At 38.0% G+C, this 19,105-nt stretch carries 18 protein-coding genes, 2 pseudogenes and 1 riboswitch; of the genes and pseudogenes, 12 read left to right on the plus strand and 8 right to left on the minus strand.

All coding sequences use genetic code 11. The features are described 5' to 3' along the window. Positions 1-71 precede the first annotated feature (71 nt). Positions 72-1,034: a peptide-methionine (S)-S-oxide reductase MsrA gene (gene msrA / locus AC1UFB_RS11740; RefSeq protein WP_082636371.1), complete on the plus strand. Its 963-nt coding sequence runs from the start codon at positions 72-74 to the stop codon at positions 1,032-1,034. A gap of 13 nt (positions 1,035-1,047) precedes the next feature. On the opposite strand, the gene AC1UFB_RS11745 is transcribed toward msrA, so the two are convergent. The 4 genes from AC1UFB_RS11745 to AC1UFB_RS11760 are packed head-to-tail and all read right to left on the minus strand — an operon-like array spanning position 1,048 to position 4,822. Next, a complete protein-coding gene (locus tag AC1UFB_RS11745; protein ID WP_326046257.1) occupies positions 1,048-1,428 on the minus strand; it encodes a GerAB/ArcD/ProY family transporter in 381 nt (126 codons plus the stop codon). Continuing rightward, a complete protein-coding gene (locus AC1UFB_RS11750) occupies positions 1,421-2,194 on the minus strand; it encodes a GerAB/ArcD/ProY family transporter (RefSeq protein ID WP_482589291.1) in 774 nt (257 codons plus the stop codon). The genes AC1UFB_RS11745 and AC1UFB_RS11750 overlap by 8 nt, the downstream gene beginning before the upstream one ends. 11 nt (positions 2,195-2,205) lie before the next feature. Beyond that, positions 2,206-3,291, minus strand: a complete 1,086-nt coding sequence (locus AC1UFB_RS11755; protein ID WP_482589293.1) for a Ger(x)C family spore germination protein — start codon at positions 3,289-3,291, stop codon at positions 2,206-2,208. Between the two features lie 19 nt (positions 3,292-3,310). Next, complete coding sequence (locus tag AC1UFB_RS11760; protein WP_482589295.1) at positions 3,311-4,822, minus strand: spore germination protein; 1,512 nt, start codon at positions 4,820-4,822, stop codon at positions 3,311-3,313. 235 nt (positions 4,823-5,057) lie between these two features. Here AC1UFB_RS11760 and AC1UFB_RS11765 point away from each other — a divergent pair, with 235 nt between their 5' ends. From AC1UFB_RS11765 to AC1UFB_RS11780, 4 genes are all read left to right on the plus strand, one after another. Next, on the plus strand, positions 5,058-6,713 hold the full coding sequence (locus AC1UFB_RS11765) for an alkaline phosphatase (protein ID WP_482589297.1): 1,656 nt from the start codon (positions 5,058-5,060) through the stop codon (positions 6,711-6,713). Between the two features lie 355 nt (positions 6,714-7,068). Further along, positions 7,069-7,800 (plus strand): LytR/AlgR family response regulator transcription factor, encoded by a 732-nt coding sequence (locus AC1UFB_RS11770; RefSeq protein ID WP_326046261.1) that lies wholly within the window; start codon positions 7,069-7,071, stop codon positions 7,798-7,800. A 224-nt stretch (positions 7,801-8,024) separates the two neighbouring features. Beyond that, positions 8,025-8,162 (plus strand): hypothetical protein, encoded by a 138-nt coding sequence (locus AC1UFB_RS11775; protein WP_198511886.1) that lies wholly within the window; start codon positions 8,025-8,027, stop codon positions 8,160-8,162. 71 nt (positions 8,163-8,233) lie between these two features. Continuing rightward, positions 8,234-8,336: riboswitch (yybP-ykoY riboswitch) on the plus strand. Positions 8,337-8,433: 97 nt separating this feature from the next. Beyond that, positions 8,434-9,246: a TerC family protein gene (locus AC1UFB_RS11780; RefSeq protein WP_061785087.1), complete on the plus strand. Its 813-nt coding sequence runs from the start codon at positions 8,434-8,436 to the stop codon at positions 9,244-9,246. 248 nt (positions 9,247-9,494) lie between these two features. On the opposite strand, the gene AC1UFB_RS11785 is transcribed toward AC1UFB_RS11780, so the two are convergent. From AC1UFB_RS11785 to phaQ, 3 genes are all read right to left on the minus strand, one after another. Next, on the minus strand, positions 9,495-9,689 hold the full coding sequence (locus AC1UFB_RS11785) for an alpha/beta-type small acid-soluble spore protein (RefSeq protein ID WP_025910214.1): 195 nt from the start codon (positions 9,687-9,689) through the stop codon (positions 9,495-9,497). Between the two features lie 142 nt (positions 9,690-9,831). Next, a complete protein-coding gene (phaP, locus tag AC1UFB_RS11790; protein ID WP_482589300.1) occupies positions 9,832-10,344 on the minus strand; it encodes a polyhydroxyalkanoic acid inclusion protein PhaP in 513 nt (170 codons plus the stop codon). A gap of 171 nt (positions 10,345-10,515) precedes the next feature. Then, the gene (gene phaQ / locus AC1UFB_RS11795; protein ID WP_025909639.1) at positions 10,516-10,944 is read right to left on the minus strand and encodes a poly-beta-hydroxybutyrate-responsive repressor; all 429 of its coding nucleotides are present in this window, start codon (positions 10,942-10,944) and stop codon (positions 10,516-10,518) included. Between the two features lie 382 nt (positions 10,945-11,326). On the opposite strand from phaQ, the gene phaR reads away from it, so the two are divergent. The 6 genes and pseudogenes from phaR to AC1UFB_RS11825 all read left to right on the plus strand — a co-directional run bounded on the left by phaR (position 11,327) and on the right by AC1UFB_RS11825 (position 15,903). After that, on the plus strand, positions 11,327-11,860 hold the full coding sequence (gene phaR, locus AC1UFB_RS11800) for a polyhydroxyalkanoic acid synthase subunit PhaR (protein WP_025909638.1): 534 nt from the start codon (positions 11,327-11,329) through the stop codon (positions 11,858-11,860). A 78-nt stretch (positions 11,861-11,938) separates the two neighbouring features. Beyond that, positions 11,939-12,682 carry a 3-oxoacyl-ACP reductase gene (locus AC1UFB_RS11805; RefSeq protein ID WP_025909637.1) on the plus strand — a complete coding sequence of 248 codons (744 nt, stop codon included), beginning with the start codon at positions 11,939-11,941 and terminating at the stop codon, positions 12,680-12,682. An 85-nt stretch (positions 12,683-12,767) separates the two neighbouring features. Then, positions 12,768-13,856 carry a class III poly(R)-hydroxyalkanoic acid synthase subunit PhaC gene (locus AC1UFB_RS11810; protein WP_025909636.1) on the plus strand — a complete coding sequence of 363 codons (1,089 nt, stop codon included), beginning with the start codon at positions 12,768-12,770 and terminating at the stop codon, positions 13,854-13,856. Between the two features lie 228 nt (positions 13,857-14,084). Continuing rightward, positions 14,085-15,470 (plus strand): annotated as a pseudogene (locus AC1UFB_RS11815) (TrkH family potassium uptake protein); the annotation flags it as partial. 101 nt (positions 15,471-15,571) lie between these two features. After that, positions 15,572-15,733 (plus strand): hypothetical protein, encoded by a 162-nt coding sequence (locus AC1UFB_RS11820; RefSeq protein WP_167556158.1) that lies wholly within the window; start codon positions 15,572-15,574, stop codon positions 15,731-15,733. Next, on the plus strand, positions 15,730-15,903 hold the full coding sequence (locus AC1UFB_RS11825) for a hypothetical protein (protein ID WP_167556157.1): 174 nt from the start codon (positions 15,730-15,732) through the stop codon (positions 15,901-15,903). Before AC1UFB_RS11820 ends, AC1UFB_RS11825 begins: the two co-directional genes overlap by 4 nt. 37 nt (positions 15,904-15,940) lie before the next feature. Here AC1UFB_RS11825 and AC1UFB_RS11830 read toward each other — a convergent pair whose 3' ends face one another. Next, positions 15,941-17,710, minus strand: coding sequence for a B12-binding domain-containing radical SAM protein (locus AC1UFB_RS11830; protein WP_482589302.1), 1,770 nt, complete (start codon positions 17,708-17,710; stop codon positions 15,941-15,943). Positions 17,711-17,928: 218 nt separating this feature from the next. Here AC1UFB_RS11830 and AC1UFB_RS11835 point away from each other — a divergent pair. Continuing rightward, positions 17,929-19,038 (plus strand): annotated as a pseudogene (locus AC1UFB_RS11835) (nicotinate phosphoribosyltransferase); the annotation flags it as partial. Positions 19,039-19,105 lie beyond the last annotated feature (67 nt).

A 19,105-nucleotide genomic window follows, 5' to 3' on the forward strand; every position in this document is an offset into this window, starting at 1 on the left:
AAGCAAGATAGTTGGTATCTCAATTAATCAGTCGTATAATAAACATAAATAATCAAGAGGAGGTCTTCTCGTTGACACAATCTAACCATCAATTAGCCACGTTTGCTGGAGGCTGCTTTTGGTGCATGGTAAAGCCGTTTGACGAACAGCCAGGCATTCTAAAAGTTGTATCGGGCTATACTGGAGGCCATACTGAAAATCCAACGTATAAAGAAGTATGTTCAGAAACGACAGGACACTATGAAGCGATTCAAATTACATTTGATCCCGAAGTGTTTCCATATGAAAAATTATTGGAGCTTTACTGGCCTCAAATCGATCCAACCGATCCAGGAGGACAGTTTGCTGATCGCGGAGACTCTTATCGAACAGCAATCTTTTATCATAATGATGAGCAAAAGCAGCTAGCGGAAGCTTCAAAGCAACAGCTAGAAGAGAGCGGCCGTTTTTCAAGCCCTATCGTAACTCAAATTTTACCTGCAAAGCCGTTTTATGAAGCGGAAGAGTATCATCAAGATTACTACAAAAAGAATAAATTTCGCTATTCAATGTACCGTCGAGGTTCCGGACGCGATCGGTTTATTAAAGAGAACTGGAAAGATATCGGTAGAGATGAAGAGTTGAAAAAACGCTTGACGCCAATTCAATACGAGGTAACACAAAATGACGCAACCGAACCTCCATTTCGAAATGAATTCTGGAATCATACAGAAGAAGGAATCTATGTAGACATTGTTTCTGGAGAACCACTCTTTAGCTCACGAGATAAATATGATGCTGGGTGCGGCTGGCCGTCCTTTACCAAGCCAATTAATAAGGAAGAGGTAGAGGAAAACATGGATGTTAGTCATAATATGGTTCGAACGGAAGTTCGTAGTAAAGCTGCAAATTCACATTTAGGTCATGTTTTTGAAGATGGTCCGACGGAAGCTGGAGGGTTACGCTATTGCATCAACTCAGCCGCTCTTCGATTTGTCCCTAAAGATAAGCTGGAAGAAGAGGGATACGGTGAATATGTAGCGCTATTTAACTAATAAAAAGAGTGAGTCACGATGAAGGTGACTCACTCTTTTTTTGAGGTTCCTGCTGTGGTTCAGGTGTTCGTTTGCTTCCTTTTATTTTCGAACGAATAATGCTGAAAATAAATAGAAAAGGAATGTAAAAATAAATAACGTATGTCCCTATTTGAGAAACGGTATTATTTAAAAGGTCAATGTTTTTTCGATTATCAAAGAAAATTGAAAGAGCTAATAAGGTTAGCATAAATACCAATAGGTAAATAGTAGACTTTCCTCGAAATGTTCGCCTCATCCCTCGAACGCTGCACCATAAGGTTGTACAAATTGCTGGCAGAACAACAAGAAGCCATAATGAAATTACAACGTATTCAAATCGTTGAATAAAGGGAATTTCAATAATTTTAGCCATTGTGAGCGTCGGCCAAATCGTTTTTAAAAAGCTGCCCTTGACTAAAATAAACAAATGTTACAATTGTTAAAAATGTATAGAGAATTGTTGTAAATAAAAGGCCAGCTTGCCCCCACTTGTAACTAGAGGGTCCATTTTTAATGTAGGGATAAAAAAATAAAATCGATTCAAACCCCAAGTAGCTAAAGGTCATTGTTTTAAAAGAAGTAAACAACTCACCAAAGCTATGATCTAAAATCGGTAAGATATTATTTACTTCGCCTAGCGAAAGTGGATAAAACAATGAAAAAAATAAAGGTAATGGAAGGACGACTCCAAAGAATGCAATACCTGTAATGACGCGAAAACCACCTGAAATAATATAATAGATGAGAGGAAGATAAATAAGTGAAATACTCCAAGTGGTGAGCCGCGGGAACATCCAGACTTGGAGGATTTCAATATATGTTCGATAAATCGTGATTGCAAAAGAGAAAAAGTATAGGCATAAGATGATATTAAATAGATTGCCAATCCATTTTCCAAAATATAGGCGATGAATTTCAATAACATCCGTATTTTCACGTTTTAGTACATAAAAGCACATCCAAAACAGCACAGAGACGGCTAAACCAGAAGCAATAACTGAAATCCAAGCGTCATGTCCGCCACCCTTCACAATATATCTTTGAAACCCCAGCATTCCAACCCCTACTTGCACGGAATGAATCAAAAAGAACAGAAAAGACGGAGAGACTTGAAATTGTTCTTTCACATTGTTTTCCACGTTGTTCCCTCCTACTGACTAATGCCTGTTTGAACTAGATTCACATGCGCTTTTACATGGATATCCATGTCCGAATAGTTTTCTCTAAAGCGTTGGCTGTCAAAGTTCCGCGTACGGCTACGAACGTAATCCGTAAAACAAATGGGGTCAACGCCAAGCTTTTGCAGCTTTTTAATTAAGCGATCACTGTCTTTTTCTAAGTTCGTAGTTAGCTTTTTCTCAAGCATATTGACATTAGATGGCTTTGTTAGTTTCAGCCATTGTGGAAACTCTTTGACAAGGCCGTCAATATTTAAATGGACAACAATGATGGGATTATGACGGTTCCCTTTTAATTCGTAATTCGTTTTGGTTCGCAGATTTTCTAAAATAACTTCGCCTGAATGCCCTTTGTGCTTCATATCCATTGTATAGCGACCGTGCTTCGTCCCATCCAGGAGTAGCTTCATTAAAAACGTCTCTTTCATATCGATTGAAGAAATGTATTTTTCATTTTTAAACAATGCAACTCCTTCTAATTTAATTGCATCTTTTTCTTGGGATAACAACGGTAAAAAAGGATCGCGGTCGTCGCTAAAAAAACTAAATAAAAACGTTTGTAAGTTGGTTCGCGGTAGGTTTTCAGTTTTAATATTCTGGTCAATTAGATTTGAGATAAACTGATAATCTTTAATTTTCTTTCTCGTAACAGAGCTTAACATCTCATGTGCATTACCATCTGTGATGGCTACTTTAATCGTACGCCCTAAGTCAGGATTTCGAGCAAGCGTATTGACTAAATCGCGCATTCCGTGTTTGGCATAATCTTCACCAATTATGACGCTACGCAATTGGCCAAATGCCAAAGGGAGTGAAGACTTAACATTTAAATGGAGAGGGATATCAAAAGAACTATCGCCTTTGGCTGCAATGATGCTTGGTTCTTCCGTTGGTCCATATTTAAAGATGGGATATAAAATGGTTCCTCGAATCTTGTCTTCGTCCTTATCGTAATCGAATCCTATCGCATTCACGACTTGTATCTCATCAATCACTTCTCGATCCGCACAGCTAATTAGAAAGATGCTACAACAAGCTATAATTATTAATTTTTTCATTGCTGTATATCCTCCTTGCTTACTCTCGATCTAGGTTTTGTTTCTTTTTTGATTTTTCAGGATTATAGCGGAACCAGCTTAAAGGTCTTAAATACCCAGGGCGTTTTGCCGTTTTGCTATATGGAAGTCTAAGCAACGTATCTCGTTGGCTTTTTGCTCGAAATGGATAGACAGGAACTAAATAAGGCATACCCAGGGATTGTAATCGAATTAAATGAACGATTAAGTAGCAAAAGCCAAACATGATACCGACCAGTCCATACAAGGCTGCAAACAGTACAAAAGGGAAGCGCAAAAGTCGAATCGCATTAGACATCTTAAAAATTGGCGTTGTAAACGATGCGAGCGCAGTTAGAGAAACAATAATGAGCAAAACGTTACTAGTTAAAGCAGCTTCAACGGTTGCTTGCCCAATAACAATTCCCCCAACGATTCCAAGCGTTTGGCCGACTTTAGAAGGTAGTCTGGCTCCGGCTTCTCTAAGCAGTTCGATGGTTATTTCTAAGAACAACACTTCTACTACAGGAGGAAAAGGGACATTTGTTCTTGAGAAAATAATTGGTCCCAGTAAATCTTTTGGCAACATTTCATAATGATAGGTAACAACGGCAACATATAGCGGCGTTGCAAAAATAGAAAAGAATACGCCAAACATTCGAATTAAGCGAAAGAATGAGCCTAGCACCCACGGTAAATAATAGTCTTCAGGTGAGATGAAAAAATCAAGCAGCGTGGATGGTCCCGTCACTGCATATGGAGAACCGCTTGAGAAAAAAGCAACTTGACCGTTTAGCAAGGTAAATAATACGCGGTCTACTCGCTCCGTTGTTAAAAACAAAGGAAAAGGAGTATTGGAGTTATCTGAAATGAGCTGCTCTAGCATGGTGCTATCAAAAATAACGTCAAAGTCAAGGGACTCTAAGCGCTTTGTCATGGTATCTACATGCTGTGGATTCGTGATGTCCTCTAAATAAACGATTACTACCCGAGTTTTAGACTTTTGTCCGACCGTAATTTCCTTGAATACCAAATGCTCAGAAATTAATGTCTTTCGCATGAGATATAAATTAACGTCTAGGTCTTCTACAAATCCGAGCTTTGGACCTACAACGCTAAACTCATTTTCAGTTTCATTCTCTGTTCGAAATCCCGTATCAAAGCTTTGAACTTTAATTAACGCAACTTCTTTATCATCAGTATGAAGCTGAAACATAACGTACCCGCGAAGCATCTTTTCCAAAATTTCTTGGGTATCTTTGGTGATAGAGATATCTTCAATCGGTAATACGTTTTCGACTTCGTTGACGTTTGTTAACGTAAAGTCAATGAGCTGAATAGGCTTTATAATTTTATCTTCAACGCTTTGCATCTGGACGAGCTGTTTAAAGTACGTAATGACGTATTTCTTATGCTGAGCTCCAATAGCGAGCGTCGTAAAATCACTGGATTTACTAAATTGCTCAATAATTTCATCTAGGGTTTTCTTTGGTTGTTGATCAGCATTTCTCTTTTTAAATAAATTTTTGAACATAAGTATCTCCTTGTTATCAATCCTCATCTGTTATTGGTAGTTTGTTCATGTGTTTCCTTTTTATGTGATGAAACTTTTCTCCTGAAGGATTAGTGCATTTGAAGGATTTTTTGGCTTGTAAACAGGGATTTACGCGATTTTAACGAATCTTTACATTGCCATAAAAGTGCATTTACAAAAAATTGTTAGATTTAAGCATGTAGAAAAAAGAGCGATACGAAGGGAGCACGATGAAATGAAAAAGAAATTATTAGGGGCAACGCTTGCTGGTGCTGTAGCACTCGGTTCTTTTGGATTAGGAAATGCATTAATGGAAACTGAAGCGAAGGGGCCAAAACAGCAGGAGAAAAAACCAAAAAACGTTATTATGATGGTAACGGACGGAACAAGCTCAAGCACAACAACATTAGCAAGATGGTATAAAGGTGCACCTCTACATATGGATCAGTTAATGGCTGGAGGGGTTCGCGCTTATTCAGCTGAATCAGCAATTACGGATTCAGCACCAGCAGGAACAGCATTGGCTACTGGTAATAAATCTAATTCTGGATACGTAGGAGTGCTTCCTTCACTTGTCACAACACCTGGTGTTGAACAAATAAAAGAAGAAGACAAGTACCGCCCCGTTGCAAATGTTCTAGAAGGAGCAAAGCTATCTGGAAAAGCAACAGGAATTGTGGCAACTTCTGAAATTCAACACGCAACGCCAGCTGGTTTTTCAGCCCATCATCACGATCGTAATAACTTTGATGTACTAGGTGAGCAGCAAGTATACCAAGGCATAGACGTTGTACTCGGTGGTGGTAAGCAATCACTTGTTACAGGAGAAGGTAGTAAAAACCGTAAAGACGGTGAAAACTTAGTTGAAGTAATTGACGAAAAGGGCTATGATTTTGTAGAAAATCGCGATGAGTTATTGAAATCAAAATCAGATAAAATTTGGGGTTCATTCTCAGATTCAGCGCTTGCTTACGAAATGGACCGTAAACAAACAAAGCCTCAAGAGCCGACAATTTCAGAAATGACGGATAAAGCACTTACTACGCTTTCAAAGGACAAGGATGGATTTTTCTTATTCGTTGAAGGCAGTAAGCCAGACTGGGCGGCACATGCAAACGATCCTGTTGGAATGGTAAGCGACGTGTTAGCTTTTGATAACGCAGTAGGGAAAGCAGTCGAGTTTGCGAAAAAAGATAAAAATACAATGGTTATTATTGTATCAGATCACGGTAATAGCGGTATTTCAATCGGAAGTAAAAATACAGATAAAAACTATGATACAACGCCTGTTTCAGCGTACATTGACCCGTTGAAAAAAGCGAAAATGACGTTAGAAGGTGCAATGGGCTCTCTAAATAAAGACTTATCAAACAAAGAAGAAGTGGCTGCTTTATACGGGCTAGACAACTTAACGGTTGATGAAAAGAAACAGTTAGATGCAGCGAAAGATAAAAATGCAATTGGAGTAACATTATCTAAACTGCTGGCAAATCGTGCAAATCTAGGCTTTACGACAGGTGGTCATACGGGTGAAGACATGTTCTTGTATTCATACGGAGTAGACCGTCCTGTGGGGCATTACGATAATACTGATCTTGCTAAGCATATGGCAAAAGCAATGAATTTCGACTTAGATAAACTAACGGATGAGCTATTTATTGAAGCTACAAAAGCATTTAAGGGTGCTAACGTAACAGTAAATAAACAAGATCCACAAAACCCTGTACTAGTTGTAAAATCAAACAAGCGTACGGTTGAGTTTCCTGTTAACAAAAATATTGCGGTTGTGAATGGAAAAGAAATTGAAATGAATAGCGTTGTCGTACAAGATAAAAACGGCCGCTTCTTTGTATCAAAGCAAGCACAAGACATTGTAAAAAAAGGCAAATAAGCATGTGAAGCATATAGCTCACCGGAAGTGAATTCTTCTGGTGGGCTTATTTGTTTATGTTTCATCTCTTATTAATAGTTAAAAAGACCTATATAAAAATACGATTTTTAGGCATTTGTTTATGCATAAGTGGAAGAAGTATAGTATGATAGACTTGGTTTATGAATTGATTAGTTCATTTCTCATATATATGTTGTTACGGTTATATGCTACACTTTTGATATCCAAATACTTACTAAATTTGAGAGAAACTAGCGAGATTTTTCTCCTTAGCATAAATGTTCATTTTTGTTTTTAATTTGACGGAATAGATAATGTAAAAGGAATAGAAAGAATGTTAGAAGGAGCGACGTTTGTGAAAGTATTAATTGCAGATGATAATATAGATTCAATTGAAATCTTAGAATATTTTATTTCTCAGGTACCTGGCTTTGATGTCATTGGCTCTTGCAGGGATGGTGAAGAGTTAATTCAGCAAGTAATGGTACAAAGTCCAGAGCTTATTTTGGTAGATATTAATATGCTGAGCATGAGCGGATTAGAAGCTGTCAAAGAATGTTTGAAGATTAAACCAGATTTACGCTTTATCTTTATAACAGGATATGATCAGTTTGCGGTTGAAGCTTTCGAATTATCTGCGCTTGATTATATTATTAAACCGATTGAAAATCAGCGTTTATATGTAGCTTTAGAGCGCGCTAAAAAAACGCTTGCTAAACAAGAAAAAGACAACTCAACTAAATCAAGAGCAAAGCGATTACCTGTTAAATTTAACGGATCTACTTACTATATACCAATTAACGAGATTGTTTTTATTGAAAAATCAGGAAAGAAATGTTTAATATTCACACAGTTGAGAACATATGAAACATATGAAAACATCAGTGATATTTATATGTATTTAGATCCAAACGTTTTTAGCCAAACGCATCGATCTTATATTGTTAATCTGGAAAAGGTCTCTCATATTACTCCTAGAAATGAAACGTACCTAGTCTACTTTTTGAATTTTGATGAATATGCTCATATCTCGAAATTGAAAATTCAAGAAGTGCAAAAGCAGCTCCATGATCTAATGGTCAATTAACAGTTGAATTAAATACACTTGCACGTAACAGCAGGCGAGTCTTTGAAACGGTTCGTCTGTTTTTACGTCTTGCTTATGAGAAAGGAGCGAATGACTCTGGAAGGGAATTATAATTTATTTACCGTTTTGCTGGCAATAGTAGTGGGCATTCTAGCTGCTTATACAGCCTTAGACTTAATTGAAAGAAGCAGTAGCTCATCACGCCTCATAAAAAATGGGTGTTGATGGCAGTTACAGCGAATGCGCTACAAGATGATATTGAAAAAGCAGTGAACATGGGGCTTGAAGATTATATCACCAAACCCATCCATTTTGAGACATTTTTACACAAGTTAGCACGTATACTGAATGGAAAGAAATAAATAACTATTCTTCCATTGACAAGTTGGAAAAAGTTACGTATTATGATAATAACTTAATACACTTACTTCGTCTAAGGAGTAAAGGGGAGTAGCGTCAGGGAAACCTGAAACAAAGTCGTCATTCCATGGATTCTGTCCATCGGCTTTGTTGGCATAACGAGTTTATTTATGCTTAGCAAGACCTTTGCCATATTTGGCAAAGGTCTTTTTGTGTTTTCTTTGCCGAATTAGGGAAAAAGATTAGTAAGAGAGAAAAGAGAGGAGAATGTTTATGGATGCATCATTGTTATTAGAATATGGGTGGGTGTTGCTTGTTCTCATCGCCTTAGAAGGAATTTTAGCTGCCGATAATGCGCTTGTAATGGCAATTATGGTAAAGCACTTACCAGAAGAGCAGCGTAAAAAAGCGTTATTTTACGGGTTAGCGGGGGCATTTATCTTCCGTTTTGGTTCACTATTTGCAATCTCGTTCTTAGTGGATGTTTGGCAAGTACAGGCAATCGGAGCAGTATATTTACTGTTTATCGCGATTAATCACCTCGTAAAGCGCTATTTGAAAAAGTCAAAACATGATGAAACCGTTACAAAGGAAAAAAAGGGTTCAGGTTTTTGGATGACTGTTTTAAAAGTAGAATTAGCAGACATTGCGTTTGCGGTCGATTCAATTCTTGCAGCGGTAGCTCTTGCTGTCACGCTTCCAAATACTCCACTACCTAAGATTGGTGGGCTAGATGGTGGACAGTTCGCCGTTATTTTTGCAGGTGGATTAATTGGATTAATTATCATGCGTTTTGCAGCAACATGGTTCGTAAAATTATTAAATCAACGCCCAGGTTTAGAAACGGCTGCGTTCTTAATTGTTGGTTGGGTAGGGGTTAAATTAGCAGTATATACGCTTGCTCACCCTGAATTAGCAATTGTTGATGAGCATTTCCCAGAGTCAAAAGGATGGAAACTTTTCTTTTGGATCGTGCTGATTGCAATTGCTGTTGGCGGTTGGTTCTTATCGAAAGGTAAAAATCAAAGTGAAATTGAAGGTTCAGATGATGCACAAGATGCATTGAAAAAAGTAGATCATCAATAATCAAAGAGGCTGAGACATAAGTAATTTAGCCAACGATAAACCTGAACGATTGAGAGTTACTCGCTTTTAATCATTCAGGTTTTTTGTTGATTGTGAAAACAAACGTATTCTAACAACGTAAAGAGGTGAGAAAAGGAATTGTTCTTCTTTTTGGAAATTTGTTTTGTTATGTCCCACCCTCTTTTTTTGCATGAGAAAAGCAGGTACCTAGAGCACCTGCTTTTAGCCATGTTATGAAGTTGTTAAAATTATTTGTTTTGCCCGTTTAAATGAGCTTGAGCTTGTTGTACTAGACGTTTTGTAATTTCGCCACCAACTGATCCGTTGCTACGAGCAACCGTATCAGAGCCTAAAGTTACTCCAAATTCTTGAGCGATTTCTGCTTTGTATTGATCTAAAAATTGTCCAACGCCAGGAACTAATAATTTATTTGATTTAGCCATGGTTTCATTCTCTCCTTTTTTAAGTTCAACGAATAATTATCGTTGTAGTCGTAGTATGTACTCTCGTTTTCTTGCCATACTGGTAATGGTTTGAAGGAGATAATAAAAAGCCCAACTTCAGAAGAAGTTAGGCTTTCTTGTTTTATTTTACAACTGCATATTGATTAACTGATTGAGCAAATGACTTTTGTAGAGATTTTACTTGCTCTACGTACGCATCAGATACTTGTTGAAGCTCTTCACGCGTTTTCTTTTGCTCTTCTAGTAGCTGTGTGATGACTTGGTGGTATTGCTCTTGTGCTTGTTTCACCATTGTATAACCAGTTTTGCTTTGGTTTACAGATAATGATTGTAGCTTGCTTAATGCTTCGCTCATGCGATTCGTCCACTCTTCGTATGAGTCTGCCACAGCGTTGCCTGCAGTTTTACGTAAATTTTCAACTGTTCTTTTCTGAAGGTTTTCAAGCTCAGCTTTCCATTGCTTATCAACTTTTTGAAGTTGTTCAACTGCTTTTGAGACAAATTCTTGCTGTTGCTCTAATGTTTTTAACGTCCAAAGCTCAACTTGCTTATTTCCTTCAGCGATGTTTTCTAATCCTTTTGTCCATTGATCCCACATTGCATCGATTACTGTTTCATACTTTACTGTTGCCATAATCAAATTCCTCCTCGGTTGATTGGCTTGCGAACAGAATAAATTTATGAAACGTTAGTGGTGTTTGTCGTAGGTGTAAGGCTTAACATTTCAGCTAGCTCGCGAAATAGCCGTTATTTTTATATAAGGAAACGCAGCATCAAACTACGTGACTCCTTTTGTACATGCAAATTACTTTTGATTCTCATCTTTTTTTGTACCTGAGCTGAATGGAAAAAACATGTCGGTATACATGGAAAAGAATGAATCCAACATATTTTGATATTGCTCTAATGATGAAGCCCACATCGTTAAGTATTGTTCGCCAGCTTCCGTTAATGAGTAGATACGTCGAGCTGGTCCTTCAGCAGATGTATCCCATTGTGAAGTAATAAGGTTATCTTTTTCAAGCTGTCTCAAGGTGCGATATACGTTTCCTTGGTCGACGGATGTAAAGCCAAAGCTCATTAGCTGTTGAATTAGCTTATAACCATGTAAATTCCAACCCCGAAGGCTCAGTAATAAAAAAGGAATCATAAAGTTTTTTGGTGCACCACTAATCGATTTTTCAAGGTTAGCGGAGTTTGAAGCAGAGGCGTTATCTTCTTTACTTGTACTCAAGTTAATCACCCCTTTTTGGTAATTTGTCTCTATATGTGTAATTTACACCTAGATGAGGTAAAAGTCAATCATTCCCTTGGGGTTTTTTAGAAAACGACAAAAAAACAAAAGGTTTCGACACTTTCTGTCAAAACTTTTCAAAAATAATCAAATATTGGGAATTGTTTATCGTATCAAACAACTCTATAATAGTATACGTAAGATATTTTTAACACTTTTACATTTTGTTGGCGCAAGTAGAAAACAAATTAAACAATAGTAAGCGTTCTTATTGATGATAATGATTGCGTTTACTTCGTGCTTCCTAATATGTCCACATGCGTTTTCGTCATGAGCATATTGAGAGCCATCACTTTTAATTACGTGGAAAGGAGATGGAAAATTGGAACAGCAAAAGATGTTAGATCCGTTTCAAGCATGGAAAGACGTATATGACAAAACTGAGTCTTACTGGGGAAAAGTTATTGGAGACAATATGAACAGAGAAGAGTTCTCACAAATGATGGGAAACGTTCTGAACATGAACCTTCAGTATCAACAAGCTATTAACGAAGTAACAGGGCGCTATTTTCAACAGGTCAACATTCCAACAAAGGAAGATGTAGCAAACGTAGCTTCACTTGTTATTAATGTAGAGGAAAAGGTAGAGGCGTTAGAAGATCGTTTCGATGATCTTGAAGACAAGCAAGATAGTCCAGCTTTCAAGCGTGAAGTCACTAAGCTGAAGTCAGATGTAAAGTCGTTAGACAAAAAGCTAGATAAGGTATTGTCACTGCTTGAAGAGCAGCAGGATACGCAAGCTGTGCTGCAAGAGTTAATTCAAGAGCAAATTCAAGAGCAAGGTGAACAGCTAAAAGCCGAGCTGTTGGAGCAAGTAAAAGTAGAAAAGCCGAGCGAGCAACCGGCTCAAAAGTAAGACAAGGGGACAAGTAAACACATCATACTACTGTTTATGTAGAACAATTACAATTGATGAGGCCAGGGGGGATTTTTGATGACAGAATTACAAGGTAAAGTAGCAATCGTAACAGGTGGATCTAAAGGAATTGGAGCGGCTATTACACGTGAATTAGCATCACAAGGTGTTAAGGTAGCTGTAAACTATAACAGTAGTAAAGAATCTGCAGAAGCTATTGTCAATGAAATTAGAGAAAACGGCGGTTCAGCGATTGCTGTTCAAGCGGACGTATCGTATGCAGATCAAGCTAAACACCTTGTTGAAGAAACAAAAGCAGCGTTTGGCCAGCTTGATATCTTAGTAAATAACGCTGGTATTACGCGCGATCGTTCTTTCAAAAAGCTTGGAGAAGAAGATTGGAAGAAAGTGATTGATGTTAATTTACATAGTGTGTATAACACAACTTCTGCTGCTTTAGGTGACTTAGTAGAAGCAGAAGCAGGCCGCATCATTAACATTTCATCTATTATCGGTCAAGCAGGCGGGTTCGGTCAAACAAACTATGCAGCTGCAAAAGCTGGTATGGTAGGCTTCACAAAGTCGCTGGCACTTGAGTTAGCAAAAACAAACGTAACGGTTAATGCTATCTGCCCTGGTTTTATTGAAACTGAAATGGTAATGGCAATTCCAGAAGAAGTACGTGCTAATATTGTTGCGAAAATTCCAAAGCGCCGCTTTGGTCAAGTAAATGAAATTGCACGTGGCGTTGTGTACTTAGTTAAAGACGGAGCTTATATCACAGGTCAACAACTAAACATTAACGGTGGCTTATACATGTAATTGTTCGTTCATATAAAAGTAGCCCTGACGTTTTGTCGGGGCTGTGCTTTTTCGCTCATGATTAAAAAGAAAGGTGGATGTTTTCATGGCAACTCCATATATCCAAGAATGGGAAAAGTTAATCAAATCAATGCCTAGCGAATATAAAAGCTCAGCTCGACGCTTTAAGCGTGCTTATGAAATTGTCACAACGGAAGCAGAGCCAGAGGTAGGATTGACGCCAAAAGAAGTGATTTGGAAAAAGAATAAAGCGAAGCTATATCGTTACACTCCAACTCAAGAAAAACTACACAAGACGCCAATTTTACTTGTATATGCTCTTATCAATAAACCATATATTCTCGATTTAACACCTGGCAATAGCCTAGTGGAATATTTATTAGAGCGTGGCTTTGATGTGTACCTGTTGGATTGGGGTACGCCTGGCGTAGAAGATAGCGGTATGAAATTGGATGATTATATCATGGACTACATTCCGCGCGCTGCAAAAAAAGTACTGCGTCACTCAAAAGCACCTAACTTGTCCGTGTTAGGTTATTGTATGGGTGGTACGATGACGGCAGCCTTTGCGGCTTTACATGATGAATTGCCAATTAAAAACTTGATCTTTATGACAAGTCCGTTTGATTTTTCAGACACTGGTTTATACGGCGCATTTCTAGATGAACGCTACTTTAACTTAGATAAAGCCGTCGATACGCTAGGTAACATTCCACCTGAAATGATTGACTTTGGTAATAAAATGCTAAAGCCAATTACAAATTTCTACGGTCCTTACGTAACGCTAGTTGATCGTTCAGAAAATCAACGCTTTGTTGAAAGCTGGAAGCTTATGCAAAAGTGGGTAGCCGATGGCATTCCGTTCCCAGGTGAAGCATATCGTCAGTGGATTCGAGATTTTTATCAGCAAAATAAGCTGATTAATGGCGAGCTAGATATTCGTGGACAAAAGGTTGATTTAAAAAATATTAAGGCTAATATTCTTAACATTGCTGCAAGCAGAGATCACATTGCAATGCCTCATCAAGTTGCTGCGTTAATGGATGCTGTTTCAAGCAAAGATAAAGAATATAAGCTTCTTCAAACAGGACACGTTTCAGTTGTATTTGGTCCAAAAGCGGTTAAAGAAACGTACCCAACAATTGGTGATTGGCTACAAAAACGTTCAAAGTAAAACTTTTTAATAAGCGAAATGTAGCTAGAATAAAAGCTGTACGTGTAGTGGTTTTCCTGCACGTACAGCTTTTATTATTAATGGGAAAAAGAACTTTTTATACTGAAATTCCTGTTTGGTAATGACAACGGTCACTTGTTCTTTTATACTAAATAAAGCTATCTCTTCTTTTAGTGAGTAAAAGAAAATAATACATAAGGAAGAAAAGTTCAAAAAAAGGGAAAGCTATTATGTATTATAAAAAAAGGAATGTCTATCATGCGTCGAAATTGGAAACATCGAATTAGGCAAATGTCCTCAGCACAAATTATTGTCGGCTTTTATTTGACGGCTGTGACGGTTGGTTTTTTACTTTTAAGCATTCCAGCAGCATTAAAGCCAGGGGTGGAGCTAGATTTAATTAACCGTTTATTTATTGCTGTTAGCGCGGTAAGCGTAACAGGCCTCACGCCCGTTTCAACAGCTGAGACGTTTAGCACATTCGGATATTTTATTTTAGCATTTATTTTTCAAATAGGTGGAATCGGTGTTATGACACTAAGTACATTTATTTGGCTTTTAATTGGAAAAAAGATTGGCTTAAAAGAACGACAATTAATTATGATGGATCATAATCAGTCCAAATTATCTGGACTCGTTAATTTAATGAGAAATGTACTGCTTCTTATTTTTGCCATTGAGGCAATTGGTGCATTGGTATTAACGCTTCACTTTCATCAATATTATTTAGATTGGAAAGAAGCATTTTTACATGGTTTTTTTTCATCTATTAGTGCGACAACAAACGCTGGGTTTGATATAACTGGAGCTTCGTTTGTTCCATATGCTAACGACTATTTTGTTCAAGTCGTGACGGTGCTCTTAATTACGCTAGGAGCAATTGGTTTTCCAGTTCTAATTGAAGTTAAGCACTTCTTTTTAAAGCGTAAAGAAAAGCGTAAGTTTCAGTTTTCTCTTTTTGCAAAATTAACGTCTATTATGTTCTTAGCCTTGTTAGCTGTTGGAACTTTGTTAATTTTGCTTTTAGAACAGAATGCGTTTATGGCAGGGAAGTCTTGGCATGAAGCATTCTTCTATGCCTTTTTTCAATCAGCCGCAACCCGAAGTGGTGGAGTAGCCACGATGGATGTTAGTGAATTTACGCTACCGACGCTGCTTATCATGAGTGCCATGATGTTCATTGGAGCATCTCCAAGCTCCGTCGGTGGAGGGATTCGGACGACCACGTTTGCTCTAAATATTTTATTTTTGTTTTATTATGCAAGAGGAAGTAAAACAATAAAGATTTTTAGACGAGAAATTCATGAAGATGATATTACTAAATCTGTAGCTGTGTCTATGTTTGCCATTATTATCTGCTCCACTTCTGTTATTATTTTAACAATCACAGAGTCGTTTTCTTTAACAGAGATTATTTTTGAAGTGTGTTCAGCCTTTGGAACGACAGGCTTATCAATGGGAATCACGAGTGGCTTATCAGATGTAGGGAAAATACTCATTATTATTCTGATGTTTATCGGTCGAATTGGAATGCTCGTATTTATTCTAATGCTTCGTCGTCCAAAAACAGAACCAGACTATCATTATCCAAAAGAACGCATTATTATTGGGTAATTCATTAAGCGTTTTGACAGGTTTTACTGCTTATAAGATCTATGCACTTGCACAAGCTAGTATAGAGCAAATGCTTATAATCTTATGAGGAGGTTATTACAATGGCAAAACGTAAAGTAGCACATAATCCAGCACAAAAAAATAATCAAACGCCAAAAGAAAGCTTACCCGATACAGAATTTTCAGCTGAATATGGCGGAGAAGACACATATAAAGCAGCAAACCGTAATTCAAAGCACGGAAAGCAAGGACAAAGCAAATGACGAAAAAAGATCATAGACACCTTGCCCACTCGAAAGAAAAGCAAACACAACTTTTACAAGAGGAGTTTGGACCTGAAATGGGTGATCCAAACGCAGCTAAGTTTTTAGAGATGGCTGAAATTGCAAAAGCTGAGAAAAAACATAAGAAAAAGCAAAAAAAGAACTGTTAAAAAAAGACCTCGATACGCGTATCGAGGTCTTTTCCGATTAGCTCACTACTGGCAAATCAAAGGCTTCAACAGGAGAGGTAAACAGTTTCGTCTCGTTGGCTTTTTGATCATAGTAGAATAAAATTAAAGACTGCTTTTCTACAATTTTTCCAGTGTTTTTGTAGTATGCATAATCAAATGGAAGCAGCTCAAGAACAGTGTGCTTATAAAGCTCTTTTTCCGTTAGGTTTTCATCGACAAAGTCATCGCCTAATACCGTTGGCTTTGCAAGTATTTGCTGATAGTAATGAGAACGAACTTGCTTATCTAACTTATCATCCCACCAAGGTTTGCGAGGCTTGTGTTTTTGATTGAATAAATAGTCAATCTTCATGAAGCCTTCAATGATTGCTTCGTTTTTAAAGCTTTCTGTTTCAATATATTGTTTTAAGCGTTTAAACAAATCTTCAAGCTGGTGTCCAATACGTGCCCAGCCCATCTCATCCCAGAAAGTACCAAAGTTTTGGAAGAAATCAAATGGCGTTTCGTAACAGTTCTGGACCAGGAACTCAATCGTCTCGTCCATGCGGTGATCATTCCAGAATTTCTCTAAGATATCCTCAACGTGCTTAATACGAACAACATCAGAAAACGGCAGAACGTTATTACTTAGAATTTCATACGGTGACTGGTCCATAAACTGATAGTTGTAACGCTGCGCACTAAGGCGTAAACCTGTTCCACGAAGCATCTTTAAAAACCCGAGCTGAAGCTCTTCTGGACGCAGAGCAAATACGTCATTAAACGTGGTTTTAAACGAATGGTAGTCTTCATCAGGAAGGCCTGCAATTAAGTCTAAGTGCTGATCGATTTTACCGCCATCTTTGACCATCGTAACGGTACGAGTAAGCTTTGTGAAGTTTTGCTTACGCTTTACAAGCTCGTTTACAGCATCGTTTGTCGACTGGACACCAATTTCAAAGCGGAAGAGTCCAGCTGGTGCATGGTCATTTAAAAACTGAATAACTTCTGGACGCATGATGTCAGCCGTAATCTCGAATTGGAAAACAGTACCAGGCTTGTGCTCGTCAATTAAGAACTGAAACATTTCCATAGCATAGCTGCGGCTAATGTTGAATGTGCGGTCCACAAATTTGATGGTTTTAGCACCGTTATCCATTAGATAGCGAATGTCATCTTTGATTTTCTCGCGGTCAAAGTAGCGCACGCCTACTTCAATAGAAGATAAGCAGAACTGACAGCTAAACGGACAGCCGCGACTTGTTTCAATATAGACAACACGCTTAGATAAAGAATTGCGATCCTCTTCAAACCGGAACGGTGAAGGCATTTCGCGAAGATCAATTTTATTGCGCTGTGGATTCACTACGTGTTTCCCATCTTGTCTAAATGCAACACCGCTGACGTTTTCAAACTGACGGTTTCCATGAAGCTCATCTAAGAGCTGCTTGAACGTTTCTTCTCCTTCACCAATTACAATGAAATCAGCTTCTGGGATACGGTCTAGCCAGTACGGAATATCATATGTTACTTCCGGTCCACCGAAAATAATCGTTAGGTTAGGGTTAATTTTTTTTAACATTTGTGCGACTGTAATCGTTTCTTCAATGTTCCAAATATAGCAGCTAAATCCAATGATATCAGGATTGCGCTTATATAAATCCGTCACGATATTCATCGCTGGATCTTTAATCGTATATTCAGCCATCTCAACGTGATAGTCAGGTTCTGCGTATGCTTTTAAACATCGAAGGGCCAAAGATGTGTGAATGTATTTGGCATTCAATGTACTGACAACAATGTTCATGTAAAAAGGCTCCTTTATTTAACATAATCTTAAACCAATTCACTATTGTAGCACATTTAATGGACAAAGTATAAAAGTGATAAGAAATCCTCTCTAGAAAATTTGCTTTTCTAGTATCTGTTTATTTATTTAAATGAGGGAATGTATTATACTTACTCTATTGTAAAGAGGTTTACACAAATATAATGGAATTGTAAAAATTGTTGGGGGTACGAATGATGAGCAGGCGATATGCTGACGATAGCTTAGCTTTACATACAGATTTGTATGAGCTAAATATGGCCAATACATATTGGAAAGATGGAATTCATAAACGCAGGTCTGTATTTGAAGCTTCGTTTCGTCGAATGCCTTTTGATAATGGCTACGCAGTCTTTGCAGGACTAGAACGAATGATTGATTTCATCGCGAATTTTCGATTTTCAGAAAGTGATCTCGATTATTTATCCAGCGAGCTGCACTATGAAGATGAATTTATTGATTATTTAAAAGGAATTCGTTTTACGGGTAACGTTAAATCGGTGGTAGAAGGTGAAATGATTTTTGCGAATGAACCTATTCTTCAAGTGGATGCACCGTTAGGAGAAGCACAGCTTATTGAAACACCGCTTTTAAACATTTTAAACTTTCACCCATTAATTGCAACCAAGGCTTCCCGAATTCGCTTAGCAGCTGGAGAAGATGCGGTGTATGAGCAAAGTGATAATCGTTTGATGGAATTTGGAGCAAGGAGAGCTCACGAGCTTGATGCAGCGTTATATGGAGCGCGAGCAGCTTATATTGGAGGGTTTGATGCCACTAGCAATGTGCGAGCAGGAAAAGTGTTTGGTATTCCAATCTCTGGAACGCATGCTCATGCGCTGGTACAGGTGTACCGTGATGAATATACTGCGTTTAAAAAATATGCGGAATCTCATCAAAACTGCATTTTCCTTGTTGATACGTACAATACCCTCAAGTCAGGAATTCCAAATGCGATTCGCGTTGCTAAAGAGATGGGGGATCGCATTAATTTTGTAGGTATTCGCTTAGATAGCGGAAAGCTTCCTTATTTATCTCAAGAAGCACGACGGATGCTAGATGAAGCAGGGTTTCAAAACGCGCGCATTTTTGCTTCAAATGGTTTAGATGAACATAGCATCATGGATTTGAAAGCACAAGGAGCTAAAATTGACGGCTGGGGTATCGGCACAAAGCTGATTACTTCATATGATCAGCCTGCGCTTGGCGCAGTTTATAAACTTGTATCAATTGAAGGTGAAAACGGGGAGCTTGTTGATACCATTAAGCTGTCAGATAATCCTGAAAAGGTATCGACGCCTGGATTAAGTGCGACTTGTTGCTAGACAAAAGTAATCGCAGGATTACCACAAAACTGGCGTAGTTAACTGATTT

Source organism: Priestia sp. KCTC 13724 (genome assembly GCF_056820425.1).